Below are 23,710 nucleotides of genomic sequence, written 5' to 3'. Positions count from 1 at the left end.
TCGCCTTTTCGTAAGTCAGCCTTACTAAATTCCGGGCGATAATCAATGGTGCACAAATCATATTGTCGAAAATCGAGTAAAACATGCGTCAGTTCGGTTGTTGAATGACCCGCAACGTAGTCGACAATTGTTACGACGAAGCAAAGAGACCGTACTTCCTGCGTTTTTTCCACATCCTCTGTCATCTCCGCCCGGCATATTGAATTGGCGGTGGAGGCGTGCCCATATGGGTTTGAATAGGAATTGCACAAGGAAGATGAAATGCCATTGAAGACCGCGCTTTATCCCGCACTCGTCCACTGGAACGGCCATAACGGTCTGCCGAAATTCGATGCGGTCAAGGATGAGGATTTCGCGCCGGCCTTTGAGGCTGCCCTTCTTTCCCACGAGCGGGAAATCGATGCAATTGCCGGAAATGCAGAGGCACCGAGTTTCGAAAACACGGTGACCGCACTCGAAATCGCCGGTGACGATCTCTCGCGCATTTCATCGCTGTTCTGGAACAGGGCAGGCGCCAATACCAATGGTGTGATCCAGGCGCTGGAGCGGGAAATCGCTCCAAAAATGTCTCGGCATTATTCGAAGATCGGCATGAACGAGGCGCTGTTCAAACGCATCGACACATTGTGGGAAAAGCGCGAGACGCTGGGGCTCACGGGCGAGGAAAAAAGGGTTCTCGAACGGCACTGGAAGGGATTTGTGCGTTCCGGCGCAAAATTGCCTAGGGATCGGCAGGAGCGGCTGGCCGCGATCAATGAGGAACTTGCCGGTCTGGGTGCGAAATTCGGGCAGAATGTGCTGGCGGATGAAAAGAACTGGAAGCTTCTGCTTGCGACGGAAGAGGAGCTTGCTGGCATTCCCGGTTTCCTGCGGGACGCCATGGCGGGAGCCGCCCGCGAGCATGGCGAGGACGGCAAATTTGCCGTTACCCTTTCCCGCTCGATCATCGAGCCCTTCCTGACATTTTCCGAGCGCCGCGATTTGCGTGAACAGGCCTTCAAGGCATGGGTGGCGCGGGGTGAGAATGGCGGCGAGACCGACAATCGCGAGATCGTCCACCGCACCCTCGAACTGCGCGAAGAAAAGGCAAAGCTTCTCGGTTATGCGAATTTCGCCGCCTACAAGCTTGATGACACGATGGCGAAGACGGCCGATGCGGTGAACGGTCTTCTCGGTCAGGTATGGGAAAAAGCCGTCCGCCGTGCGGGTGAAGAAGAGGCCGAACTGGCCGCCATCATTGCCGCGGAAGGCAAGAACCACGACGTGCTGCCGTGGGACTGGCGGCATTATGCCGAAAAGCTCCGCGCCCAGAAATTCAGTTTCTCCGAGGCGGAATTGAAGCCCTATCTGCAGCTGGAAAAGATCATCGAAGCCTGTTTCGATGTGGCCGGGCGGCTGTTTGGGATTCGAGCGGTCGAAGTCAAGGGCGTTGCCGCCTATCACCCGGATGTGCGGGTTTTCGAAATCCGCGACGGCAACGGCGATCTGAAGGCCATGTTCCTCGGCGACTATTTTGCCCGTCCTTCCAAACGATCAGGTGCATGGATGAGCTCCTTCCAGTCGCAGCACAAGCTGCCCCTGAAGAATGGGACCGTCGGTGAAATTCCGATCATCTACAATGTCTGCAATTTCGCCAAACCGTCCGAGGGGAAACCGGCTCTGCTTTCGCTTGATGATGCGCGCACGCTGTTCCATGAATTCGGCCACGCGCTGCATGGCATGTTGTCCGATGTCACTTATCCTTCCGTTTCCGGAACGGGCGTCTCTCGCGATTTCGTTGAATTGCCGTCGCAGCTTTACGAGCATTGGCTGACGGTGCCGGAAATTCTGGAAAAATACGCCCTGCATTATGAGACCGGCGCGCCGATGCCGAAGGCGCTGCTGGACAAGGTTCTGGCCGCACAGACCTTCAATGCCGGTTTCAGCACGGTGGAGTTCACCTCTTCGGCGATTGTCGACATGGCGTTTCATACCCGTGACAACGTTGCCGATCCGATGGCTGTACAGGGCGAGGTGCTGTCTGGCCTCAATATGCCGAAATCCATCGTCATGCGCCATGCGACACCGCATTTCCAGCACGTGTTCTCGGGCGATGGTTATTCCGCCGGCTATTATTCCTACATGTGGTCGGAAGTTCTTGATGCCGATGCCTTTGCCGCCTTCGAGGAAACCGGCAATGCCTTCGATGGCGAGATGGCGCAACGGTTGAAGGACAATATCTATTCCGTTGGCGGCTCGATCGATCCGGAGGAGGCCTATCTCGCCTTCCGGGGCAAGATGCCGAGCCCGGACGCCATGCTTTCGAAGCGCGGTCTCCTATAAGAGACTGTCACATTTCTGAGCTAGAAGCTGAGCGCAGGGGGCTTATGACATAGGCCCCCCTTTCGCATTTGCAAAAAAAAGGTTATGAGCGCGCCAAACTAAATTGGCGTTTCTCATCAATATAGCGCCCAACCTCAGAGATTTTGAACAATGGCACTTCGCAACATCGCGATCATCGCGCACGTTGACCATGGAAAAACGACGCTCGTGGACGAGCTTCTGAAGCAGTCCGGCTCGTTCCGCGATAACCAGCGCGTTGCAGAGCGCGTGATGGACAGCAACGACCTCGAAAAGGAACGCGGCATCACCATTCTTGCCAAGGCGACCTCGGTGGAGTGGAAGGGTGTTCGCATCAACATCGTCGACACCCCCGGCCACGCCGACTTCGGCGGTGAAGTCGAGCGTATCCTGTCGATGGTGGACGGCGCGATCGTTCTGGTCGATAGTTCCGAAGGTCCGATGCCGCAGACCAAGTTCGTGGTCAGCAAGGCGCTGAAGGTTGGTCTTCGTCCGATCGTCGCGATCAACAAGATCGACCGTCCGGATGGCCGCCATGAAGAAGTCATCAACGAAGTCTTCGACCTCTTCGCGAACCTCGATGCGACCGACGAGCAGCTCGACTTCCCGATCCTCTACGGTTCTGGCCGCGACGGCTGGATGAACGTTAACCCGGAAGGTCCGAAGGATCAGGGTCTCGCACCCTTGCTCGATCTGGTTCTCGAACATGTTCCGGAGCCCAAGGTCGAAGAAGGTCCGTTCCGTCTGATCGGTACGATCCTCGAAGCCAACCCCTTCCTCGGCCGTATCATCACCGGCCGCATCGCCTCCGGTTCGATCAAGCCGAACCAGGCCGTGAAGGTTCTGGGCCAGGATGGCAAGACGATCGAAACCGGTCGTATTTCCAAGATTCTCGCATTTCGCGGTATCGAGCGCACGGCCATTGATGAAGCCCATGCCGGCGACATCGTGGCTATTGCCGGCCTCTCCAAGGGTACGGTCGCCGATACCTTCTGTGATCCGTCCGTCACCGAGGCGATGACCGCCCAGCCGATCGATCCGCCGACCGTCACCATGTCGTTCATCGTCAACGACAGCCCGCTGGCCGGCACCGAAGGCGACAAGGTTACGAGCCGCGTTATCCGCGACCGTCTGTTCAAGGAAGCCGAAGGCAACGTCGCGCTCAAGATCGAAGAAGCCGAAGGCAAGGATTCGTTCTTCGTATCCGGCCGTGGCGAATTGCAGCTGGCGGTTCTGATCGAAACCATGCGTCGCGAAGGCTTTGAGCTTGCCGTTTCGCGTCCGCGCGTCGTGATGCACAAGGATGAGAACGGCACCCTGCTGGAGCCGATCGAAGAAGTCGTGATCGACGTTGACGAAGAGCATTCCGGTGTCGTCGTTCAGAAGATGTCCGAGCGCAAGGCTGAAATGGCCGAGCTCCGTCCTTCCGGTGGCAATCGCGTTCGTCTGAAGTTCTACGCTCCGACCCGTGGCCTGATCGGCTACCAGTCGGAACTGCTGACCGACACGCGCGGTACGGCCATCATGAACCGTCTGTTCCACGACTATCAGCCCTTCAAGGGCCAGATTGCCGGTCGCGTCAACGGCGTTCTCCTGTCCAACGGTTCGGGCGAGGCTGTTGCCTACGCCATGTTCAACCTGGAAGACCGCGGCCCGATGATCATCGAGCCGGGCGAAAAGGTTTATGCCGGCATGATTATCGGTATTCACACGCGCGACAACGATCTCGAAGTGAACGTGCTGAAGGGCAAGCAGCTGACCAACATCCGCGCCGCCGGCAAGGATGAAGCTGTCAAGCTGACGCCGCCGATCCGCATGACGCTTGACCGCGCTCTTTCCTGGATTCAGGAAGACGAGTTGATGGAAGTGACGCCGAAGTCGATACGTCTGCGCAAGATGTTCCTCGACGCAAATGACCGCAAGCGTTTTGAAAAGGCCAAGCTCGCAATCTGATTGCGGTTAGTCGTCGCGAATTTGAAAACCCGGCCTTGAGCCGGGTTTTTTTATGCATTCGTTTTTATGTGTGCATGAGTCGAAAGGCGCTTTGCCAAAGGTTAAGGATGCGTTAATTTTTTCTGGTCGTCCACATGAATAGGCTGTGGGTAAGCTTGCCGGCGTTAACCTTTATGACTGGTAAGTTTCCGTGGCCGGGGCCAGAATCGCGTTATGAAAACGTTATCCATCGATGTTCGCCGTGCTGAACCGCATGATGCGCGTGCCATCTCCGAGGCGCATCGTCTGTCGTGGCAACAGGCCTATGCCGGGCTTATCCCGCATCGGCCGTTGACGCAGATGCTCGAGCGTCGTGGGGAAATCTGGTGGAAGAAGGCAACCAAGGGCTCCGCGACCATGCTGGTGGTGGAGGTGGCCGGTGTGGTCGCCGGATATGCGACACTGGGCCTCAGCCGGGCACGCGGGCTGCCGCAGGATGGCGAGATTTACGAACTTTATCTCCGTCCGGAATATCAGGGCATCGGGCTTGGCTCGCTGCTGTTTACGGAAGCGCGCAGACTGCTGACCTCGCTTGGCTGCAACGGCATCGTTGTCTGGTGCCTCGAAGACAGCGACGTCGCCAATCGGTTCTTCCGCTCGCATGGCGGCCGAGATATTGCCGAAGGCATGGAAGATTTCGACGGCAAGTCACTGCGCAAGGTCGGTTTCGTCTGGAACTGACAGGGAAATTTCCCGCTATTTTTGTTTCGCGCGGGGCGATGCATCATCGCTATGGCCTCAAATCGCTCATTCTGCCTTATCCGCCCAAAGCCATGTTGCAATGCGGCGACTTTCCCAGTATCGAAAACCAAATCCAACCCGTCGAATGAGGGAAGCGAATGCGTATCGATGCAATTTCCGTAGGCAAGAATCCGCCGAATGATGTGAATGTCATCGTTGAAGTGCCGGTCGGTGGACACCCGATCAAGTACGAGATGGACAAGGATGCCGGTGCGCTGATCGTCGATCGCTTCCTCTACACGCCGATGACCTATCCGGGTAACTATGGCTTCGTGCCGCACACCCTGTCCGACGATGGCGATCCGATCGACGTTCTGATCTGCAACACCCGTCCGCTGGTTCCGGGCTGTGTCATCAATGTCCGCCCCATTGGCGTGATGATCATGGAAGATGACGGCGGCAAGGACGAGAAGATCCTCGCCGTACCGGCTCCGAAGCTGACGCAGCGTTACGACAAGGTCCATAACTACACCGACCTGCCGGAAATCACGCTGAAGCAGATCGAGCACTTCTTCGAGCACTACAAGGATCTGGAGCCCGGCAAGTGGGTGAAGATGGGCGGCTGGCAGGATGTCGACGTCGCCAAGAAGCTGATCGTTGAAGCCATCGAGCGCTACAAGGCGCAGGGCTGATAGGCCTAAACCGCCAGCTTTTTAAAAAGCTTTTCGAAATCCTCCGGGTCGGTATCGATCCGGAGGATTTTTTTACGCGCTGTTTCGCCCGAAATGAAGGTGATGGAAGATTTGGGCAGGCCGAGTTTTTTTGCCAGCAAAACAATGAGGGCCCTGTTCGCCTTGCCGCCTTCCGGCACGGCGCTGACGCGGGCTTTCAGATGCGCGTTTCCGTCCGCATCCTGCTCCACGCCGTCGATCATATCCCGCCCGCCGTTCGGCGTCAGCCGAACCGACAGGCGGACATGATCATCGTGTTTTCGCCAGAGGCCGCTCAAACCGTCATCGGATAAAGCGTGTTCCACATGAAGGAGCGGATGAAGAAGATGATCAGCAGCAGGATGATCGGCGAGATGTCGATACCGCCGAGATTGGGCAGAATGCGGCGGATGGGGCGCAGGGCCGGTTCCGTGACATTGACCAGGAAACTCCCGATGGCGTTCACGAACTGGTTGCGGGAATTGATGACGTTGAAGGCGTAAAGCCAGGAAAAAATAGCGCTGGCGATCAGCACCCACGTATAGAGGTTCAAGGCCAGATCGATGGTCTGAAACAGGGCAAGCATCAATATCTCCGTATCTTGGTTGCAAGACATTTAGACATTGACGCGTGAACCGGCAAGTGTCGCGCCGGATCGTAATGATCTTTGGGCTGATCGACCGGTGATCATCACAATCTGGTTCATGGCTTTGTAGCGGGATTTCAGGCGAAAACCGCTCACAGTTTTCGTCATCCCGCTGGTGAGGGCTGGCGATTCCTGTGATATCGCTCTATTGCAGACATCTCATATTGTCTCGCGAGCACCCAGCCGATGTCCCTCCCTTCCGCCGAAAACCGTTTCGGTGCATTCCGGCATAGTTCCTATCGCCGCTTTTTCAGCGCCCGGTTTTTTTCGGCCTTCGCCATCCAGATCGTCAGCGTCTCCGTCGGCTGGCAGATGTATGAGGTGACCGGCAACGCCTTTTATCTCGGCCTGATCGGGCTGTTCCAGTTTCTGCCGTCTCTGCTTCTGATCCTCGTCACCGGAACGGTCGCCGACAGGCACAATCGCCGGCGGATCATGGCCATATGCCTTTTGATGGCTGCGCTATGTGCTGCGGCTCTTCTGGGGCTCACGCTGACGCACAGTTTTTCTCCGTGGCCCGTCTTCGCCATTCTCGTCGTCTTCGGCATAGAGCGAGCCTTCATGGGACCGGCCGTCCAGTCGCTGGCACCCAATCTTGTGCCGGTCGAGGATTTGCCGAATGCGATCGCCTGGAATTCATCGTCATGGCAAATGGCATCCATTCTCGGTCCCGTCGCCGGCGGCCTGCTATATGGCCTCGGTGCTTCCGTCGCCTATAGTGTGGCATTCGTGCTCTTCATCGTATCGGCGGCGCTTGCGGTGTCGATCCGTAAACCGGAACAACGCGGCCCGGCAAAAGCCATCAGCCTCGAAACCATGCTTGCCGGGTTCAAATTCATCGCGCAGGAAAAAATCGTTCTCGGTGCGATATCGCTCGATCTTTTCGCGGTGCTGCTGGGCGGCGCCGTTGCGCTGATGCCGATTTTTGCCAAGGAAGTGCTGACGCTCGGGCCATGGGGTCTCGGGCTATTGCGTGCCGCCCCCGGCATCGGGGCCATCACCGTTGCGGTCATTCTGGCGTTCAAGCCCATCCGCCACCATGCCGGCCTGCTGATGTTTATCGGCGTCGGCCTCTTCGGCGTTTCCACCGTGGTCTTTGGGCTTTCGCAGACCGCGTGGCTATCCATCGCCGCGCTGGTGGTCATGGGCGCATCCGACATGGTGTCGGTTTATGTGCGCGAGACCCTGATCGCGCTGTGGACGCCGGATGAGGTGCGCGGGCGTGTGAATGCCGTGAACATGGTGTTCGTCGGCGCGTCGAATGAGTTGGGTGAGTTCCGCGCTGGTACCATGGCGCATGTGGTCGGGGCCGTGCCGGCCGTTGTCATTGGCGGGGCCGGCACGCTTGCGGTTGCGGTTATCTGGGCGCTCGGTTTCTCCAAGCTGCGCAAGATCGATAATCTGGATGCGCCGCACTGACGGCGATGAGCCTTAGCGCTGGGCTTTGCCCTCAAAAACCAGATCGAGAAAATTGCCGAGCCATGCCCTGAGCGGCGTGTCGAACAGCATGCGGCCCTCCAGATGCTGGCTGCCCACCTGCGCATTGGGCATGCCGAAGCGCTGCGCGCCGCGCACCACCCAGCTATGCATCATGGCGCGGGTCAGTTCTGCGTGAAACTGCAGGCCCCAGGCGTTTTTTCCGTAGCGATAGGCCTGGTTGGGATAGGTTTCGCCCGAGGCCAGAAGTTCGGCTCCGCGCGGCAGCTCGAACCCTTCCTTGTGAAAATGATAGACCATCTTCGGCCAATGCGGCATCAGAAGCCGCCCATGTTCGGTGGCATGAAGCGGATACCAGCCGATCTCCACCTTGCCCTCCCTGTCGGCCTCCACCTTGCCGCCGAGATGTTTGGACAGCATTTGCGCGCCGAGACAGATGCCGAGAAAGGGCTTGTTTTCCTTCAACGGCACCTTCAGCCAGTCGATTTCGGCTTTGACGTAGTCATGAGAATCGTTGGCGCTCATCGGGCCACCGAAGATGATGGCGCCCGCGTGTTTCTCCAGCGTCTGCGGCAGGTCGTCGCCGAGTGCGGGGCGCCTTATATCCAGACGATACCCTTTTTCCACCAGCATCTGGCCGACACGGCCGGGCGTGGAACGTTCCTGATGCAGGACGATGAGCAGCGATGGTTGTTTTCTCTGTTGCCTGGAAGGGTCAAACAGCATCGTCTTCGTTTTCGCTTTCTTCAGCGGGCCCGGACCTCGTGGCGGCCTGCTGACGTTGCAGAACCCTGTCGCGCACGGACACACCAAGCAGGTCGGCGACTCGCCAGATCACATGGTCTTCCATTTCGCTTCGTTCGCCGTCAGCGTAAACAATATCCCATAATATGCCAATAAGCTCCACGCGCTGATCTTCATCGAGATGGCGGCGTATATCGGTGGTGAAGCGGTAATAATCGACGGCTTCCTTACCGGCCTCCTGGCCGGCGGCGAGAAGCGCATCGAGCTTGCCGGCATCGAGATGGTAATAGTCCTGGAGGATTTCGCGCAACCGGTCGCGCTCGCTTTTCGAGACGGTGCCATCCGCTTCCATCACCTGGAAACAGAGGGCGGCCACCGCCACCCTCAGATCGTCGGGGCTGAAATCATCCCCGTGTGGGCCGACGAGGTTCTGAATAAACGACTGTATTTGCTGGAACATCGATATCCTGTTCGTCAGAAGAGTTTGAGCCGGGTCTTGGGTTCGGCTTCCGCGCCGGGTTTCTTGACGCCCGGATCATCCGGCGCGCCGCCGAAAAACGGCACGGCTTCCGCCTTTTCATCCGTAACATCGGTTTCTACCGGTGCTTCGATTGTGGCCGGCTTTTTCTCCTGCGGGACCGATACAACCGGCTTGACCTCGATCGGTTCGGCCGGGGCGGGTTTCGGTTCGGCGCGGGTCTCAGGTGCGGCTTTGACAACGATCGTCTTCGCGGCCGGTTCGGCCCTTGCGGGCGCTGCGGCAATCGCGTTTTCGATTGTCAGGTCTTCGACGGGAGCCTCAAGCTGGCCGAAAGGCGCTTTCCATTCGAAAGCGTCGAGACGGCCGGTAACGGGTGAAACTGGCAGCCACTTTTCCGAAACGACGCCGTCGGCCACCCAGGCGGGATCGCGTGGCGCACGCAGCGCCTGCGCCATCCAGTAGCGCACCCGGCCCTGATCGCCGGTTTCGGCCTCCTCTATGTCGGCCATCAAGAGGAAGATGCTTTCGCGTGGCTCAATCCGCGCGGCGGCTTCGGCCTTGGCCCGCGCCTTGGCGAATTCCTTGGCGTCGAGCGCTGCCTGCGCCACGGCGAACAGCGATTCAATATTGTTGGGTTTCAGGCTCTCCAGCCGCTCAGCCCGTTTCAGCCGGTCGATGGCGGTATCGCCGCTGCGGGCGCGGACATAAAGTTCGGCGAGCTGCGGATGCGGATCGTTCTTCCAGACGGGCTCGAGAACCGTGGCCGCCTTGCGCAGATTGTCCTCGCGCAGATAGGATTTCGCCGCGATCAGCGCTGCCGGAACGAGGCTCTTGTCAAGCTTGAGCGCGTGTTTGGCATCCTCGCGGGCACCCACGGGGTCGCTTTCCAGCTTTTCGCCGGCCTTGGCGGTGAGAAGTACGGCTTTCAGCCGTTCCGCCTCACCGCGTTCGATGACGCTGGCTGCCTTTTGCTGGTCGAGCAGGCGGATGGCATCGTCCCATTGTCCGTTGCGACAACGGTTTTCCAGCGTCGCCTGTGCCGCCCAGGGCAGATAGGGTGCCTTTTCCGCCGCATCCTCGGCATATTGCTGGGCGGCTTCGTAGGCGCCCTGACGGCGCGCCTCGATATAAAGGCCGCGAAGGCCAAGCTCACGGGTCTCGGGATCGCGGGCCATGGCTTCGAATTTGCGCCGCGCCTCGTCATATTTGCCTTCGATCAGATCGGCCTGTGCATCGAGCAGATGAATCAGCGGTTCCTGATCGGCACTCAGCAGTCCCTGCGTGCGGGCCGTCATCTTGCGGGCGAGGATGGCGTTGCCCGCACCGGCGGCAATGAGGCCAGTGGAGAGAGCCTGATAACCCCGGTCGCGCTTGCGGGCACGGAAATAACGGCGGGCGGCGTTGGGCGATGTCCAGATGGCGTTGACGACCCACCAGACCAGCATGACGGCGGCGACCAGTGCCGCAATGATGGAGGCGGCGACCATCAGGCTCATTTCAATCAGCTGGCCCTGCCAGACGATGGAAAGGACGCCGGGCCTGTCGGCCAGCCAGGAGAAACCAAAACCGAGAGCCAGAACGATAACGGCGAAAATCAGAATTCTGGTCATGCCCTTACCCCTGTTTGCCGGTGCTGGTGATGGCGCGGTTCAACGTGCCGCCGACCAGATTTTCGACCTCGATGCGTGCATCCAGAGATTTTTTATAATCGGCGGATGCCGTTTTGGCGGCATCGGGGAGACCGTTCCACTCAAGTGCCGCGCCATGAAGATCGCCGTTGCGCAGCTTGTTTTCCATGCGCGCGATCATCGCATCGGGTGTCTCGCCCTCGATATTTCCGACCGGGCGCACCTTCACCAGCGAAAAGGCGCTTTCGGTCAGGCGTTCCATGATGCCCTGATTGGGATCAGGCTGATTGATGGCCGACAGCATCGCATTGGCGACATCGGGAAATTTCTGCATCAGCTCCGAACGCGACGGCACGCCGGTTGCTGCGAAGGATTGCAGCGATGCGATGGCCGGATCGTCGGGCGTGACCTTGGAGAGCGTGTCGAGTTCGGTCAGGAACGGCCCGCCGCGATCGATCGCAGCCTTCAGCGCCGCGGAAGCGATGGCGCGGGCGACTTCGATATCGTCGCGTGGCTCGTTGATCTTGGCTTCCGCATCGGCAAGGCGGCGTGTCAGCTCCGCCGTCGCCGAGGCCTGCGCGGCTCGCTCCGACTGGAGGGCAGATTCCAGAGCGGTGATTTTTTCCGACAGCCCATCCACCTGCGGGGCCTCGCCCGTTGCGCTTTCGAGAGTCGTGATGCGCTGCTCCAGCGCCGAGGTGTCGGCAGCTGGCGCATTGGCAAGCTGTTGCCGCAAGCTGCCCAGATCGGTTTTCAGCGCGGCGATTTCCTCGCTTCCGGCCCTGTTCGCATTAAAGGAGGGCAGGATGCCGGCATATTGCATGCTGCCGGCAGCGGCGAGTGCCACGAGGCCGCCGACGATACCCGCTGCGACCAGGCCGGAGGTTGCCGCCTGTTTGCGTTCCACCTGCTGTGATGTGGATGGCTTTGCGGGTCCTGAAGACGAGGTCGTGGTCGATGGTTTTGGGGCAGTGGCGCCGCTGGATGCACTGGAGGAAGCCGTGGAGCCAAAGGCAGGCTTCGCGCCTGCGGCTGCAGCCGCAGCCGCGCTGGTCTCGGCGGTGCCCGTCGTCGGTTTTGCCTCGGCTTTGGGCGGAACAGGCGCCGACGAGATGGGCTCCTTCTGCCTGTCCGCAGGGCCCTCAGCCTTCGACCCGGCGGTTGTGGCTTCCCCTTTGCCGACATTGGGTTCAGGCTCGATAGGGGTTTTCTTAGGCTGGTCCCAGACGGGGGCAGGGTTGCCTGTTGTGGCTGCTTCAGGCTTTGTGCCAGAAACTCCGGACGCTGAGGTGGCCGCAGGCGTTTCGTCACCGGGCTTTTCGTCCGTCTTGGCAGCGTCCACGTCAGCGGAAATTGCTTTCACGTCTTTCGCGTCCAGGTCGATGGTGACCGGTTCGGCTTTGGACTTGGAGTGGCGTGGCGGCTTTCCCGATACCATGACAACCTCATTTCTGCCTGCAGTAATCTAAACCTAGTCAGTGACGGCGGCAAAGGAAAGAGGTGAGCTCGAATTAGGTTCCAGAGTGGTGGCGCAGAAGTTCAAACATCGCGGCCTCGCTCGGCTCTTCGGCGGCGATGGCGTTTGCGCGAAAGATTTCCGGAACCAGAGAAAGCACGTTGCGACTGATGCAGATGAATTTTGTCGCCGCCAGCTTCAACCTGTATCGATCCGCCGATACATGCCGGAAAAAGGCCCGCGCCGCTTCGGAAGAATAGAGCAGCACGACGTCTGCGGCGGGTTCAGCAAGAGCCGTTTCCAGCATGGATTGAGAGATGACCGAGAGCAGCATTTCGTAACAGTCGACCGTTCTGAACGGGATTGCGGCGGCGGCGAGGCCTTCCTCGAAGACCGTGCCGCGTGGCCTGCCGGCGAGATAGAGCAAGGGTTCGTTTTCGCTCAGAAAGGTGCGGTGCTGCTTCACCAGCGCGGTCAGGCCGAGGGCGTCTCCGGAGGCGGTAAATATCCGTTCGAAGCCGGTTTTTCTTGCGGCCTCTGCCGTTGCGCCGCCGACGGCGAAAAGCGGTTTTGACAGATAGGGGGCGAGCTGCTCTTCGGACCTAGCCAGTGCCCGCAGGGCTTCGGCGCTGGTTACGGCGATGGCCCCCATCGGGGCGGACAGCGCCGAGATGGCGCGTTCGCCATGATGGACGGGATGAAACAGCGGCAGAAGCACCGGTGTGTGGCCCAGCGCTTCAAGTTTCGCCGCCGTCCTTTCGCCCGAACGCTGCGGACGGGTGACGACGATCCGCACCGGCTCAGCTCCAGCCTTCGAAGAAATTGCTGCCGGCTTTGGCGCGCACCTCTTCGCCGGCCTGTCGGCCGAGTTTCGCCGCATCCCTGCGATTGCCGGAGATTTCGATGTCGTGGCTTGTCTGGCCGTCGGGGGTGAGGATGAGGCCGGAAAAATGCAGCTCCTCGCCCTCGCAGGTGGCATAGCCGGCGATTGGCGTGCGACAGGAGCCGTCAAGTGCCGCCAGGAAGGCGCGCTCACAGGTCACGGCGTCAAAAGTCGGCCTGTCGTTTATGGGGGCAAGCAGCTCGTCCATGCGCCTATCACCGATGCGGCTTTCCACGCCGATTGCGCCCTGGGCGGGAGCGGGGGGGAATTCCCTCGGATCGAGAATTTCCGTCGGCACATTCTCCTTGCCCAGCCGCTTCAGGCCGGCAAAGGCAAGCAGCGTCGCATCCGCCTGGCCTTCTTCGAGCTTGCGCAGGCGTGTATCGACCAGGCCGCGGAAGACGATGACGCTCAGATCCGGCCGCAGTCGGCGGATCAGCGCTTGGCGGCGCAAGGATGCGGAACCCACAATGGCGCCCCGCGGCAGTTCAAGAAGCCTCGGCGCGGTGCGGCCTATGAAGGCGTCGCGCATGTCTTCGCGCGGCAGGAAGGCGGAAAGATAGAGCCCTTCGGGCAAAACGGTCGGCATGTCCTTGGAGGAATGCACGGCGATATCGAGTTCGCCCGACAGAAGCTGGTTTTCCAGTTCCTCGGTGAACAGACCCTTGCCGCCGATTTCCGACAAAGCGCGGTCGGTGATCCGGTCGCCCTTGGTGGACAGCACGACGATTTCGAACATGTCTTCCGGCAGACCATGCGCCGCCATCAGCCGGCTGCGGGTCTCATAAGCCTGCGCAAGCGCCAGCGGGCTGCCGCGCGTGCCGATTCGGAAAGGTTTTGTTTGCATCCGCGTCTATCCATTGTTACCGGAGTTGTCTTAGACCAACTCCGCGCATGATCGCAATGAACGAACAGATTTGATGACCCCCTTTCTTCGTATCCTCGGCATAGAGACCAGCTGTGACGAAACCGCTGCATCCATTGTGGTTCGGCATGCGAACGGGCGTGGCGAAATCGTCTCCGACGTCGTTTTGTCGCAGCTTGAGGAACACAGCGCCTATGGCGGCGTGGTGCCGGAAATTGCCGCGCGTGCCCATGTGGAGGCGCTGGACACGCTGGTGGAAGAAGCGCTGGAGCAGGCGGGTGTGACCCTTGCCGATATCGATGCCATCGCGGCTACATCTGGCCCCGGCCTCATTGGCGGCCTGCTGGTGGGACTGATGACGGGCAAGGCCATCGCCAAGGCGGCCGGCAAGCCGCTCTACGCCATCAACCATCTGGAAGGCCATGCGCTGACAGCGCGGCTGACCGACGGTCTGTCTTTTCCCTATCTGATGCTGCTGGTTTCCGGTGGCCATACCCAGCTGGTGCTGGTGCGCGGCGTCGGCGATTATGAGCGTTGGGGCACAACCATCGACGATGCGCTGGGCGAGGCCTTCGACAAGACTGCGAAACTTCTGGGCCTGCCCTATCCCGGTGGGCCTGCCGTCGAGAAAGCGGCAGCGAAGGGCGATCCGGATCGTTTTCCGCTTCCGCGACCGATGGTGGGGGAAGCACGGCTAGACTTTTCCTTTTCCGGCCTCAAAACGGCGGTGCGGCAGGCGGCGACCGCCATTGCGCCGCTCTCGGAGCAGGATATCGCCGATATCTGTGCTTCCTTCCAGAAGGCGGTGTCGCGCACCCTGAAAGATCGTATCGGCCGCGGCCTTGCGCGGTTTAAACAAGAGTTTCCGCAGCTGGAGACCATGCCCGCGCTGGTCGTGGCCGGTGGTGTCGCCGCCAACCAGGAAATCCGCCAGACGCTGCAGGCGCTTTGCGATATCCATGGCTTCCGTTTCGTTGCGCCGCCGCACCGGCTTTGCACGGACAATGCCGCGATGATCGCCTGGGCTGGCCTAGAGCGCATGGCGGATGGCAGGGAAGCTGATCCGCTGGACATTCCGCCGCGCTCGCGCTGGCCGCTTGATGGCAGCGCGGAGACGTTGATCGGTTTCGGTAAAAGGGGAGCCAAGGCCTGATGCAGCGGGAAAAAATCGTCGTCATCGGCGCCGGCGCCTTCGGAACCGCGCTTGCCGTCGTCATCGCGCTGGAAAACCGGCATGACGTGATCCTGCTCGGCCGCGATCCGTCACTGATGGCCGACCTTAGAAGCGACCGCGTGCATGAGGCGGCCTTGCCGCGGGTGGACCTGCCGGATGCGCTTGAATTTTCCGCAGAGCCCGATGTGCTGGCGGGGGCGAGTATCGTCCTCTTCGCCATGCCTTCGCAGGCTCACGCCGACGCGGCCCGCCATTACGGCCCTTACCTGGCTAATGACTCTATCATTGTCACCTGCGCCAAGGGTATCGACCGCAGCTCCGGCCGGCTGCTGACGGAACTTCTGGAAGCGGAATTGCCGCATCATCCGATTGCGGTTCTCTCCGGTCCCGGTTTCGCGGCCGATATTGCGCGCGGCTTGCCGACGGCCATGGCGATTGCGGCGGAAGATCCGGCGGTCGCCGAACGGCTGGCAACAACGATTTCCGGCAGGACCTTCCGGCTTTATGCCTCGACCGACCGCATCGGCGTGCAACTTGGCGGGGCGCTGAAGAATGTTCTCGCCATTGCCGCCGGCATTGTTGAAGGCGCCGGCCTTGGCGATTCCGCCCGGGCGGCGCTGATTTCGCGCGGGCTTGCCGAAATGTCGCGGCTCATCGTCGCCATGGGCGGCAAGGCCGATACGGTGCGCGGATTGTCCGGCCTCGGCGATCTGGTGCTGACGGCCACCAGCCACCAGTCGCGCAACCTGCGTTTCGGCATCGCGCTTGGCCGGGGTGAAGGCAAGGACATGTCCGGTGGGCTGGTGGAAGGCGCCTTTGCGGCAGCCGTTGCCGCCCGGCTCGGTGAACATCACGCGGTCGACATGCCGGTTACCGAGGCGGTGGCCGCCATCATCGACGGCAATCTGGATGTGGCGAGCGCCATGCAACAATTGATGACACGGCCCATCACCACTGAATGAATGTTGGCCGACCATAAGGAGACGAAAATGCTGTTTGCCTTTATCTGCAAGGACAAGCCCGGCCATCTGAATGTGCGCATGGAAACGCGTCCGGCCCATCTGGATCATCTGAACAGGCTGAATGCCGAGGGCACGCTGAAGATTGCCGGCCCGTTTCTGGACGCCGAAGGCAAGCCGAATGGCAGTCTCGTGATCGTTGAAGCCGCCGATATCGAGGCGGCAAAGGCTCTCGCCGATGCCGATCCTTATGCCAAGGCCGGCCTGTTCGAAAGCGTTGACGTGAAGCCCTATAATTGGGTCTTCAACAATCCGGGAGCGTGACCGGACATGGCGAATTATTGGCTTTACAAGTCCGAGCCGTTCAAATGGTCCTGGGAAATGCAGAAGGCCAAGGGTGAGGCGGGCGAAGAATGGACCGGCGTGCGCAATTATCAGGCGCGTAACAACATGCGCGCCATGAAGATCGGCGACAAGGGCTTCTTCTACCACTCCAATGAGGGGCTGGATGTCGTCGGCATCGTCGAAGTCTGCGCATTGTCGCATCCGGACTCGACTGCGGAAGGTGATCCGAAGTGGGATTGCGTGGATATCCGCGCCGTGTGCGACATGCCGCAGCCCGTTTCGCTGAAGGATGTGAAAGCCAATCCGAAACTGGCGACGATGTCGCTGGTCACTTCCATGCGGCTTTCCGTGCAGCCGGTGACGGAAGAGGAATATCTCGAGGTCTGCCGCATGGGCGGCCTTGCCAATCCGCCGAAGTCACCGGACTGATGTTTCGGTGAGGACTGATCCCGAACGCTTCATTCTCGACAATGCTGCCATCATGTATCCGCCGCATGTGCCGGAATTGCGTCTTCATCTCGCCACTGAAGCCCATGATCTGTGGCTGAAGACGGAGGAGGAGTTGCAAGAGATCGGCCTGCCGCCGCCCTTCTGGGCCTTCGCCTGGGCCGGTGGTCAGGGGCTTGCCCGTTATGTTCTCGATCATCCTGAAAGCGTTTCCGGCAAGCGCGTGCTGGATTTCGCCAGCGGCTCCGGGCTCGTCGCAATTGCTGCGGCAAAGGCGGGCGCCAGTGCGGTTCTGGCTGCCGATATCGATCCGTGGACGGAAACGGCCATTCGGTTGAATGCGGCTCTCAATGGCGTGGACATCGGTTTTACGGGGCTGGATTTGGTCGGTAAGCCGGTCGAGGCGGATGTCCTGCTGGCCGGCGACGTGTTCTATGACCGTGCCTTTGCCGATCTTCTCGTGCCGTGGTTTCTCGAACTGACGGAGAATGGCGTGAGCGTGCTCGTGGGCGATCCGGGGCGGGCCTATCTGCCCAAAGAGCGCCTGCGCGCCGAGGCGACCTATCAGGTGCCGGTGACGCGGGCGCTGGAAGACAGCGAAGTGAAGAAGACCACGGTGTGGCGCTTTATCTGATCAGGCGGTTTAGCACTGCCAGATGCAAAGCCTTTTCGCATTTTTACTGGAACGCTTCAGGGCCTGATGATGCAGACGCCATGTTCGTAGGCGCAGGCATCGCCTGCAGTTTCGGCGCGCACGTCGATGATCTTGGCCTTGGGCGCAAGTTGCGCGGTGGCTGCGGCGGTTGCGCGCTGTCGCGATAACCCGCCGCCAATCGCGAAATAATTGCCGTTTCCGCGCACCCGCAGGGCCGATATTCCGCCGACATAGGTGCCGCCGGGTAGGGTGGATGGCAGCCCGTTGGTGGAGAAGCTCACCTGCGATTGATGGTGCCGATAATCATGGCGACCATAAAAATCTTCTGCCGCCGCGGGTGGCACGAAGGTTAAAATGGCGCCTGCAACCATCATGGTCAGGGCGGCGATTCGGCATTGTAACATGAGCATCATGCTCCGGTTTTCGAGGTTAACCAATCGTAAATTACACCTTTTCTGAATTACGTAAAGGTAAATATTTTGAGGGCGTAAATCTTGGAAACGCTCGATTTTTTATTTTGACGCAAAAAAATCCAAAAAAAATTCGTGAACCAATCGATTAAATTCGAATCGGTCATGAAATGTGCTTGTGATGACGCCCCCATGTGATTAAACGTCGCGGTTGGTGCAATGCACATTCTTTCGTCATGTGCTGTTGCTTGGGGGCGTCCTGTCTGATGGGCGCACGGGAAAACGCCGCGAGGTTCTGATGGCGAATGCGACTAATAACCGGCCTCTGTCGCCGCATCTTCAAATTTACAAGCCTATCCCGACGATGGTTGCATCCATCGTGCACCGCATCACAGGCGGCGCGCTTTATTTCGGGACGCTTCTGGTTGCCTGGTGGCTGATCGCGCTTGCTTCGGGTCCTGCCTATTACGACTGGGTCAACTGGGCGATGGGCACGATCATCGGCAGGCTCATCCTGATCGGCTATACCTGGGCTCTCGTCCACCACATGCTGGGCGGTCTTCGCCATTTCATGTGGGATCTGGGTCATGGCTTCGAAAAGCACTTTACCACCAAACTGGCAAAGGCCTCATGGGTCGCGTCGATCTGTCTGACCGCGCTGATCTGGGTCATTGTCCTGATCGTGCGCTGAGGAGATTTTTCATGGATATGCGTACACCTCTCGGAAAGGTTCGCGGTCTCGGCTCCGCCAAGGAAGGCACCGACCATTTCCTGCGCCAGCGCGTCACCGCGGTCGCCAACGTTCCGCTGCTGATCTTCTTCGTGATCTTCCTCATCAAATATGCCGGCGCGCCCTATCCGGAAGTCGTCGCCGCGCTGTCGAACCCGCTCGTTGCGGTCATCATGGCTCTGGTGCTGGTCTCCGGCCTCATCCATATGAAGCTCGGCATGCAGGTCATCATCGAAGACTACGTTCACGCCGAGGTTTCGAAGCTCGTTCTTCTGATGCTCAATACGTTTTTCGCGATTCTGATTGGCGGTCTTTCCATCTTCGCCATTCTGAAAATCGCATTCGCAGGATAAGTCCGCCATGGCATCGATCAGTTCACCTTCCCAGAATGGCAAGGCCTACACCTATGTCGATCACTCCTATGACGTGATCGTGGTGGGCGCCGGCGGCGCGGGTCTACGCGCAACGCTCGGCATGGCGGAGCAGGGTTTCCGCACGGCCTGCATCACCAAGGTTTTCCCGACGCGCTCTCACACGGTTGCGGCGCAGGGCGGTATTGCCGCATCGCTCACCAACATGACGCCCGACTGTTGGCAGTGGCACCTTTACGACACCGTAAAGGGTTCCGACTGGCTGGGCGACGTCGATGCGATGCAATATCTCGCCATGGAAGCGCCGAAGGCGGTCTATGAGCTTGAGCATTACGGCGTGCCGTTCTCGCGCAACGAAGAAGGCAAGATTTACCAGCGCCCGTTCGGCGGTCACATGCAGAATTACGGCGAAGGCCCGCCGGTACAGCGCACCTGTGCTGCCGCCGACCGTACCGGCCACGCCATTCTGCACACGCTTTATGGCCAGTCGCTGCGCAACAATGCGGAATTCTTCATCGAATATTTCGCGCTCGACCTCATCATGTCGGAAGACGGTCGTTGCACCGGCGTCGTGGCCTGGAACCTCGATGACGGCACGATCCATCGCTTCTCCGCCAAGATGGTGGTGCTGGCGACCGGCGGTTACGGCCGCGCCTATTTCTCGGCGACCTCTGCCCATACCTGCACCGGTGACGGCGGCGGCATGATCGCCCGTGCCGGCCTGCCGCTTCAGGATATGGAATTCGTGCAGTTCCACCCGACCGGCATTTATGGCGCAGGCTGCCTCATCACCGAAGGCGCACGCGGTGAAGGCGGTTATCTCGTCAACTCCGAAGGCGAGCGCTTCATGGAGCGTTATGCGCCATCGGCAAAGGATCTTGCCTCGCGCGACGTTGTCTCCCGCTGCATGACGATGGAAATCCGTGAAGGCCGCGGCGTCGGCAAGAACAAGGATCACATCTTCCTGCATCTCGATCACCTTGATCCGGCGATCCTGCATGAACGTCTTCCGGGCATTTCCGAAAGCGCCAAGATTTTCGCCGGCGTCGACGTGACGCGCGAACCGATCCCGGTCCTGCCGACGGTTCACTACAATATGGGCGGCATTCCGACCAATTATTGGGGTGAAGTGCTGAATGCCGATGCCAACAACCCGGAACGTATCGCACCCGGCCTGATGGCTGTCGGCGAAGCCGGTTGCGCTTCGGTTCACGGTGCGAACCGCCTCGGCTCCAACTCGCTGATCGACCTCGTGGTCTTCGGCCGTGCCGCCGCCATTCGTGCTGCCCAGGTCATCGACCGCGATGCTGCGGTTCCCGCACTCGACATCGCGGCCTGCGACAAGATCATGGAACGCTTCGACAGCCTGCGTTTCGCCAATGGCTCGACGCCGACGGCGGTGCTGCGTGACAAGATGCAGCGCGCCATGCAGGACGATGCGGCGGTGTTCCGCACGCAGGAATCGCTGGAAAGCGGTTGCCAGCGTCTTTCCGCCATCTGGAAGGAACTGCCTGACGTCAAGGTCACCGACCGTTCGATGGTCTGGAACTCCGATCTGGTCGAGACGCTCGAGCTGCACAACCTGATGGCCAATGCGATCACCACGGTCTATGGCGCGGAAGCGCGCAAGGAAAGCCGCGGTTCGCATGCCCGCGAGGATTTCGTCGACGGTCCGTTCGCCGGTCGCGACGACGTGAACTGGCGCAAGCACACGCTCGCCTGGGTCAGCCCCGAAGGGGACGTCAAGCTCGACTACCGCCCGGTTCACACCGACCTGATCGCCGACGGCATCGATCCCAAAAAGATCGAGCCGAAGGCGCGCGTCTACTGATTTGAGGAACTGGATATGGTTGAACTCGCTCTCCCCAAGAATTCCCAGATCAGCGAAGGCAAGGTCTGGCCGAAGCCTGACGGTGCCAAGAATGTGCGCGAATACCGCATCTATCGCTGGAACCCGGATGACGGCCAGAATCCGCGCATCGACACCTATTATATCGATGTCGACGATTGCGGGCCGATGGTTCTCGATGCGCTTCTCTACATCAAGAACAATATCGACCCGACGCTGACGCTGCGCCGCTCCTGCCGTGAAGGCATCTGCGGTTCCTGCGCCATGAACATCGACGGCACCAATACGCTCGCCTGCACCAAGGGCATGGAAGAGATCAACGGCACGGTGAAGGTTTATCCGCTGCCGCATATGCCTGTCGTGAAGGACCTTGTTCCTGATCTGTCGAACTTCTACGCCCAGCATCGTTCCATCGAGCCCTGGCTGAAGACCGTTTCGCCGACACCCGCCAAGGAATGGAAGCAGAGCCATGAGGATCGCCTGAAACTGGACGGTCTTTATGAGTGCATTCTCTGCGCCTGCTGCTCCACCTCCTGTCCCAGCTACTGGTGGAATGGCGATCGTTACCTCGGTCCCGCCGTTCTGCTGCAGGCCTATCGCTGGCTGATCGACAGCCGCGATGAGGCAACCGGCGAGCGTCTCGACAATCTCGAGGATCCTTTCCGCCTTTATCGCTGCCATACCATCATGAACTGCGCGCAGGCCTGCCCGAAGGGCTTGAACCCGGCCAAGGCGATCGCGGAAATCAAGAAGATGATGGTCGAGCGTCGCGTTTAAAGGCGATTCGCTGACGACAGAAAATTTATCGGGCCGCGGTCTCGACCGTGGCCCTTTTTACAACCCGGCGTGGGAAAATTCGGTAAAAATCGACCGAAATGGTAATTATCCAGGCCATCGCTTGCGCAAGATAAGGCTTTGGTAATAATTCAGCCTTCTTGTTTGATCATGGTCTTTCCGGAAGCGAGAGAATCGGGAGCTTGATATGCAATTCAGATATGTGGTGACGGGCCTTGCGGTTGTGATGAGTCTCGCCGGTTGCCAACGTACCTCCTACGATTACAACAACAATAGCGGCAGTAATCCCGGTTATACGCCGCCGCTGCAGGCTCAGCCGGTTCCGTCCGTTCAGTCCGGCGCGCTGCCGCCACCTGGCGGCGCTTCGGGTAGTCAGTTCCCTTCGGCACCCGCGTCTGCGACGCCTGGCGGCACCGATGTGGCCTCTGCCGCTCCACCGACGACGGCACTCGACGTCACCAAGGAATCCATGGTCGGCAACTGGCGCGTTTCCAATGGCGGCGCCAATTGCGACATGTTCCTGACGCTCACCAATCTCGGCAGCGGCTCGCGTGGCGGCACGCGTGGCTGCTCCGGCGAGCTGACGGCGATGGGCTCCTGGGAAGTGTCCGGCAAGATGGTCCTCTTCAAGAACCGTTCGGGCGATACGATCGGCCGTGTCTACAAAAGCGCCGATGCGCGCTTCGATGGCACGACCAATAGCGGCCAGCCGCTCAGCCTCAGCCGATGAGCATTTCCGGTGCAGCCGGATTGCCTTCTTCGCTCTAAGCAATTCCATTCGTCGCGGGTGCAGATTTGCGCCCGCGTCCGGGGCGCTTTTTCATGAAGCCATTGCCTGACTACAATCATAGTGTCGTTGAACAGCTCAACGCATTGACGGCAGCTGGCACCTTGCAGGCCGATGCCGCCCAGCTTGGCGTAGCTGCCCATCTCGACCGCATTCTCGCCGATCTGAAGGCACGCAAGCCCGCCAAGAAAACGAGCGCTCTCGGCTGGATGTTCGCCCGCAAGTCTGGCCCGGCGAAGACGGTCAAGGGATTGTATGTCTATGGGAGCGTCGGTCGCGGCAAGACCATGCTGATGGACATGTTCTACGAGATGGCGCCCGTCTCGTCCAAGCGGCGTTGCCACTTCCACGAATTCATGGCGGATGTGCATAACCGCGTGCATGCGCACCGGCAGAAACTGAAGAATGGCGAGACCAAACAGGCCGATCCGATCCCACCCGTCGCCGCCCAGCTTCTGGCGGAAGCAGAACTCCTGTGCTTCGATGAGTTCTCCGTCACGGATATTGCCGATGCAATGATCCTCGCCCGGCTGTTCACCGAGCTTTTTGCCAATGGCTGCACATTGGTGACGACCTCCAACGTCGTGCCTGACAATCTCTACAAGGACGGTCTCAATCGCGGCCTTTTCCTGCCCTTCGTCGATTTGCTGAAGAAGCATGTGGAGGTTGTGACGCTAGATAGCCCCACCGATTACCGGATGGAGAAGCTGGAAAGCCTGCCGGTTTATGTCACGCCACTCGACGGTTCGGCGGATCAGGCTATGGACATGGCATGGCGGCACATGATTGCCGGCCACCTCGTTGCACCGACCGAGATACCCATGAAGGGCCGTTCCATTCTGGTGCCGCGCGCCAGCGGCCGGGTTGCCCGTTTTTCCTTTTCCGACCTTTGCGAAAAGCCGCTCGGCGCTTCCGACTTCCTTGCCATCGCCAATCGTTTTGATACGGTCTTCATCGACCATATTCCGTTCTTGAATGCCGACAAGCGGAACGAGACCAAGCGTTTCATCATCCTCATCGATGCGCTTTACGATCACAGCGTCAGGCTTTTCGCCTCTGCCGCAGCCATGCCGGAAGACTTGCTCGGCAAGCGCAAGGGGACGGAAGGTTTCGAATTCGATCGCACCGCCTCGCGCCTGTTTGAGATGCGCAGTGCGGATTATCTGGCATTGCACCACGAGAAGCGCCAGAAAGTTTGACACTTTCGTGACGCATTTTCTTACGTTTACGTAAGAAAATAATGATCTAAACGATTGAAAATATTCATCCCAAAAGAATCTGTTGCCAATTTTGGCCAATGGGGCTAATCGAAGTGCGACAATTTG

The 23,710-nt window shown here is 59.6% G+C and carries 25 protein-coding genes; 16 read left to right on the top strand and 9 right to left on the bottom strand.

Annotation, left to right across the window (positions count from 1 at the left end; genetic code table 11):
- The first annotated feature begins 261 nt into the window (after positions 1 to 261).
- The 4 genes from ACIQUH_RS17070 to ppa all read left to right on the top strand — a co-directional run bounded on the left by ACIQUH_RS17070 (position 262) and on the right by ppa (position 5,705).
- Positions 262 to 2,322: a M3 family metallopeptidase gene (locus tag ACIQUH_RS17070; protein WP_400817156.1), complete on the top strand. Its 2,061-nt coding sequence runs from the start codon at positions 262 to 264 to the stop codon at positions 2,320 to 2,322.
- Between the two features lie 150 nt (positions 2,323 to 2,472).
- The gene (gene typA / locus ACIQUH_RS17065; RefSeq protein ID WP_269346894.1) at positions 2,473 to 4,293 is read left to right on the top strand and encodes a translational GTPase TypA; all 1,821 of its coding nucleotides are present in this window, start codon (positions 2,473 to 2,475) and stop codon (positions 4,291 to 4,293) included.
- Positions 4,294 to 4,506: 213 nt separating this feature from the next.
- Positions 4,507 to 5,013 carry a GNAT family N-acetyltransferase gene (locus tag ACIQUH_RS17060; RefSeq protein WP_080815633.1) on the top strand — a complete coding sequence of 169 codons (507 nt, stop codon included), beginning with the start codon at positions 4,507 to 4,509 and terminating at the stop codon, positions 5,011 to 5,013.
- A gap of 158 nt (positions 5,014 to 5,171) precedes the next feature.
- The gene (ppa, locus tag ACIQUH_RS17055; protein ID WP_400817153.1) at positions 5,172 to 5,705 is read left to right on the top strand and encodes an inorganic diphosphatase; all 534 of its coding nucleotides are present in this window, start codon (positions 5,172 to 5,174) and stop codon (positions 5,703 to 5,705) included.
- A 5-nt stretch (positions 5,706 to 5,710) separates the two neighbouring features.
- Here ppa and ACIQUH_RS17050 read toward each other — a convergent pair whose 3' ends face one another.
- Together ACIQUH_RS17050 and ACIQUH_RS17045 are read right to left on the bottom strand one after the other, a co-directional pair.
- On the bottom strand, positions 5,711 to 6,022 hold the full coding sequence (locus tag ACIQUH_RS17050; protein WP_400817151.1) for a DUF167 domain-containing protein: 312 nt from the start codon (positions 6,020 to 6,022) through the stop codon (positions 5,711 to 5,713).
- On the bottom strand, positions 6,019 to 6,309 hold the full coding sequence (locus ACIQUH_RS17045; protein WP_003492418.1) for a YggT family protein: 291 nt from the start codon (positions 6,307 to 6,309) through the stop codon (positions 6,019 to 6,021). The genes ACIQUH_RS17050 and ACIQUH_RS17045 overlap by 4 nt, the downstream gene beginning before the upstream one ends.
- 246 nt (positions 6,310 to 6,555) lie before the next feature.
- On the opposite strand from ACIQUH_RS17045, the gene ACIQUH_RS17040 reads away from it, so the two are divergent.
- Complete coding sequence (locus ACIQUH_RS17040; protein WP_400817149.1) at positions 6,556 to 7,788, top strand: MFS transporter; 1,233 nt, start codon at positions 6,556 to 6,558, stop codon at positions 7,786 to 7,788.
- 12 nt (positions 7,789 to 7,800) lie between these two features.
- Here the strand turns inward: ACIQUH_RS17040 and ACIQUH_RS17035 are convergent, their stop codons facing one another.
- The 6 genes from ACIQUH_RS17035 to hemC all read right to left on the bottom strand — a co-directional run bounded on the left by ACIQUH_RS17035 (position 7,801) and on the right by hemC (position 13,845).
- Entirely contained in the window at positions 7,801 to 8,532 is a 732-nt protein-coding gene (locus ACIQUH_RS17035; protein WP_003523491.1) for a glutamine amidotransferase, read from the bottom strand.
- Positions 8,522 to 9,010, bottom strand: a complete 489-nt coding sequence (locus ACIQUH_RS17030) for a TerB family tellurite resistance protein (RefSeq protein WP_020813557.1) — start codon at positions 9,008 to 9,010, stop codon at positions 8,522 to 8,524. The genes ACIQUH_RS17035 and ACIQUH_RS17030 overlap by 11 nt, the downstream gene beginning before the upstream one ends.
- 14 nt (positions 9,011 to 9,024) lie before the next feature.
- A complete protein-coding gene (locus ACIQUH_RS17025; protein ID WP_400817146.1) occupies positions 9,025 to 10,641 on the bottom strand; it encodes a heme biosynthesis protein HemY in 1,617 nt (538 codons plus the stop codon).
- A 4-nt stretch (positions 10,642 to 10,645) separates the two neighbouring features.
- Entirely contained in the window at positions 10,646 to 12,097 is a 1,452-nt protein-coding gene (locus tag ACIQUH_RS17020) for a mitofilin family membrane protein (RefSeq protein ID WP_400817144.1), read from the bottom strand.
- 73 nt (positions 12,098 to 12,170) lie between these two features.
- Positions 12,171 to 12,911, bottom strand: coding sequence for a uroporphyrinogen-III synthase (locus ACIQUH_RS17015; RefSeq protein ID WP_400817142.1), 741 nt, complete (start codon positions 12,909 to 12,911; stop codon positions 12,171 to 12,173).
- A 4-nt stretch (positions 12,912 to 12,915) separates the two neighbouring features.
- Positions 12,916 to 13,845: a hydroxymethylbilane synthase gene (hemC, locus tag ACIQUH_RS17010; protein ID WP_400817140.1), complete on the bottom strand. Its 930-nt coding sequence runs from the start codon at positions 13,843 to 13,845 to the stop codon at positions 12,916 to 12,918.
- A gap of 73 nt (positions 13,846 to 13,918) precedes the next feature.
- Between hemC and tsaD the strand changes: the two genes are divergently transcribed.
- From tsaD to ACIQUH_RS16985, 5 genes are read left to right on the top strand one after another with little or no spacing between them, the layout of a single operon-like run.
- Positions 13,919 to 15,016: a tRNA (adenosine(37)-N6)-threonylcarbamoyltransferase complex transferase subunit TsaD gene (gene tsaD, locus ACIQUH_RS17005; protein WP_400817138.1), complete on the top strand. Its 1,098-nt coding sequence runs from the start codon at positions 13,919 to 13,921 to the stop codon at positions 15,014 to 15,016.
- Complete coding sequence (locus tag ACIQUH_RS17000) at positions 15,016 to 15,999, top strand: NAD(P)H-dependent glycerol-3-phosphate dehydrogenase (RefSeq protein WP_400817136.1); 984 nt, start codon at positions 15,016 to 15,018, stop codon at positions 15,997 to 15,999. Before tsaD ends, ACIQUH_RS17000 begins: the two co-directional genes overlap by 1 nt.
- Positions 16,000 to 16,026: 27 nt before the next feature.
- Positions 16,027 to 16,320, top strand: coding sequence for a YciI-like protein (locus ACIQUH_RS16995; protein ID WP_400817134.1), 294 nt, complete (start codon positions 16,027 to 16,029; stop codon positions 16,318 to 16,320).
- A gap of 6 nt (positions 16,321 to 16,326) precedes the next feature.
- The gene (locus tag ACIQUH_RS16990; protein ID WP_400817132.1) at positions 16,327 to 16,770 is read left to right on the top strand and encodes an EVE domain-containing protein; all 444 of its coding nucleotides are present in this window, start codon (positions 16,327 to 16,329) and stop codon (positions 16,768 to 16,770) included.
- Positions 16,771 to 16,777: 7 nt separating this feature from the next.
- The gene (locus ACIQUH_RS16985) at positions 16,778 to 17,422 is read left to right on the top strand and encodes a class I SAM-dependent methyltransferase (protein WP_400817130.1); all 645 of its coding nucleotides are present in this window, start codon (positions 16,778 to 16,780) and stop codon (positions 17,420 to 17,422) included.
- A gap of 56 nt (positions 17,423 to 17,478) precedes the next feature.
- Here the strand turns inward: ACIQUH_RS16985 and ACIQUH_RS16980 are convergent, their stop codons facing one another.
- Positions 17,479 to 17,847 carry a hypothetical protein gene (locus ACIQUH_RS16980; protein ID WP_400817128.1) on the bottom strand — a complete coding sequence of 123 codons (369 nt, stop codon included), beginning with the start codon at positions 17,845 to 17,847 and terminating at the stop codon, positions 17,479 to 17,481.
- A gap of 304 nt (positions 17,848 to 18,151) precedes the next feature.
- Between ACIQUH_RS16980 and sdhC the strand changes: the two genes are divergently transcribed.
- From sdhC to zapE, 6 genes are all read left to right on the top strand, one after another.
- The gene (gene sdhC / locus ACIQUH_RS16975; RefSeq protein WP_400817126.1) at positions 18,152 to 18,544 is read left to right on the top strand and encodes a succinate dehydrogenase, cytochrome b556 subunit; all 393 of its coding nucleotides are present in this window, start codon (positions 18,152 to 18,154) and stop codon (positions 18,542 to 18,544) included.
- Between the two features lie 11 nt (positions 18,545 to 18,555).
- Complete coding sequence (gene sdhD, locus ACIQUH_RS16970) at positions 18,556 to 18,936, top strand: succinate dehydrogenase, hydrophobic membrane anchor protein (RefSeq protein ID WP_003504989.1); 381 nt, start codon at positions 18,556 to 18,558, stop codon at positions 18,934 to 18,936.
- A gap of 7 nt (positions 18,937 to 18,943) precedes the next feature.
- Positions 18,944 to 20,785 (top strand): succinate dehydrogenase flavoprotein subunit, encoded by a 1,842-nt coding sequence (sdhA, locus tag ACIQUH_RS16965; RefSeq protein ID WP_400817124.1) that lies wholly within the window; start codon positions 18,944 to 18,946, stop codon positions 20,783 to 20,785.
- 15 nt (positions 20,786 to 20,800) lie between these two features.
- On the top strand, positions 20,801 to 21,580 hold the full coding sequence (locus tag ACIQUH_RS16960; protein WP_003523509.1) for a succinate dehydrogenase iron-sulfur subunit: 780 nt from the start codon (positions 20,801 to 20,803) through the stop codon (positions 21,578 to 21,580).
- A gap of 205 nt (positions 21,581 to 21,785) precedes the next feature.
- Positions 21,786 to 22,328: an AprI/Inh family metalloprotease inhibitor gene (locus ACIQUH_RS16955; protein WP_400817122.1), complete on the top strand. Its 543-nt coding sequence runs from the start codon at positions 21,786 to 21,788 to the stop codon at positions 22,326 to 22,328.
- A gap of 92 nt (positions 22,329 to 22,420) precedes the next feature.
- A complete protein-coding gene (gene zapE, locus ACIQUH_RS16950) occupies positions 22,421 to 23,584 on the top strand; it encodes a cell division protein ZapE (RefSeq protein WP_400817120.1) in 1,164 nt (387 codons plus the stop codon).
- Positions 23,585 to 23,710 lie beyond the last annotated feature (126 nt).

It is taken from the genome of Agrobacterium sp. NPDC090283, from assembly GCF_044769685.1.
GTDB lineage: Bacteria > Pseudomonadota > Alphaproteobacteria > Rhizobiales > Rhizobiaceae > Agrobacterium.
The sequence above is the reverse complement of the archived record's forward strand: the minus strand, read 5'-3'. Positions and strand labels throughout refer to the sequence as shown.

Excerpts from the sequence above, each read along its gene's own strand:
- ACIQUH_RS17070 (WP_400817156.1), top strand. The coding sequence starts at position 262 with ATGCCATTGAAGACCGCGCTTTATCCCGCACTCGTCCACTGGAACGGC.
- typA (WP_269346894.1), top strand. The coding sequence starts at position 2,473 with ATGGCACTTCGCAACATCGCGATCATCGCGCACGTTGACCATGGAAAA.
- ACIQUH_RS17060 (WP_080815633.1), top strand. The coding sequence starts at position 4,507 with ATGAAAACGTTATCCATCGATGTTCGCCGTGCTGAACCGCATGATGCG.
- ppa (WP_400817153.1), top strand. The coding sequence starts at position 5,172 with ATGCGTATCGATGCAATTTCCGTAGGCAAGAATCCGCCGAATGATGTG.
- ACIQUH_RS17045 (WP_003492418.1), bottom strand. The coding sequence starts at position 6,309 with ATGCTTGCCCTGTTTCAGACCATCGATCTGGCCTTGAACCTCTATACG.
- ACIQUH_RS17040 (WP_400817149.1), top strand. The coding sequence starts at position 6,556 with ATGTCCCTCCCTTCCGCCGAAAACCGTTTCGGTGCATTCCGGCATAGT.
- ACIQUH_RS17035 (WP_003523491.1), bottom strand. The coding sequence starts at position 8,532 with ATGCTGTTTGACCCTTCCAGGCAACAGAGAAAACAACCATCGCTGCTC.
- ACIQUH_RS17030 (WP_020813557.1), bottom strand. The coding sequence starts at position 9,010 with ATGTTCCAGCAAATACAGTCGTTTATTCAGAACCTCGTCGGCCCACAC.
- ACIQUH_RS17025 (WP_400817146.1), bottom strand. The coding sequence starts at position 10,641 with ATGACCAGAATTCTGATTTTCGCCGTTATCGTTCTGGCTCTCGGTTTT.
- ACIQUH_RS17020 (WP_400817144.1), bottom strand. The coding sequence starts at position 12,097 with ATGGTATCGGGAAAGCCGCCACGCCACTCCAAGTCCAAAGCCGAACCG.
- hemC (WP_400817140.1), bottom strand. The coding sequence starts at position 13,845 with ATGCAAACAAAACCTTTCCGAATCGGCACGCGCGGCAGCCCGCTGGCG.
- tsaD (WP_400817138.1), top strand. The coding sequence starts at position 13,919 with ATGACCCCCTTTCTTCGTATCCTCGGCATAGAGACCAGCTGTGACGAA.
- ACIQUH_RS17000 (WP_400817136.1), top strand. The coding sequence starts at position 15,016 with ATGCAGCGGGAAAAAATCGTCGTCATCGGCGCCGGCGCCTTCGGAACC.
- ACIQUH_RS16995 (WP_400817134.1), top strand. The coding sequence starts at position 16,027 with ATGCTGTTTGCCTTTATCTGCAAGGACAAGCCCGGCCATCTGAATGTG.
- ACIQUH_RS16990 (WP_400817132.1), top strand. The coding sequence starts at position 16,327 with ATGGCGAATTATTGGCTTTACAAGTCCGAGCCGTTCAAATGGTCCTGG.
- ACIQUH_RS16980 (WP_400817128.1), bottom strand. The coding sequence starts at position 17,847 with ATGTTACAATGCCGAATCGCCGCCCTGACCATGATGGTTGCAGGCGCC.
- sdhC (WP_400817126.1), top strand. The coding sequence starts at position 18,152 with ATGGCGAATGCGACTAATAACCGGCCTCTGTCGCCGCATCTTCAAATT.
- sdhD (WP_003504989.1), top strand. The coding sequence starts at position 18,556 with ATGGATATGCGTACACCTCTCGGAAAGGTTCGCGGTCTCGGCTCCGCC.
- sdhA (WP_400817124.1), top strand. The coding sequence starts at position 18,944 with ATGGCATCGATCAGTTCACCTTCCCAGAATGGCAAGGCCTACACCTAT.
- ACIQUH_RS16960 (WP_003523509.1), top strand. The coding sequence starts at position 20,801 with ATGGTTGAACTCGCTCTCCCCAAGAATTCCCAGATCAGCGAAGGCAAG.
- ACIQUH_RS16955 (WP_400817122.1), top strand. The coding sequence starts at position 21,786 with ATGCAATTCAGATATGTGGTGACGGGCCTTGCGGTTGTGATGAGTCTC.
- zapE (WP_400817120.1), top strand. The coding sequence starts at position 22,421 with ATGAAGCCATTGCCTGACTACAATCATAGTGTCGTTGAACAGCTCAAC.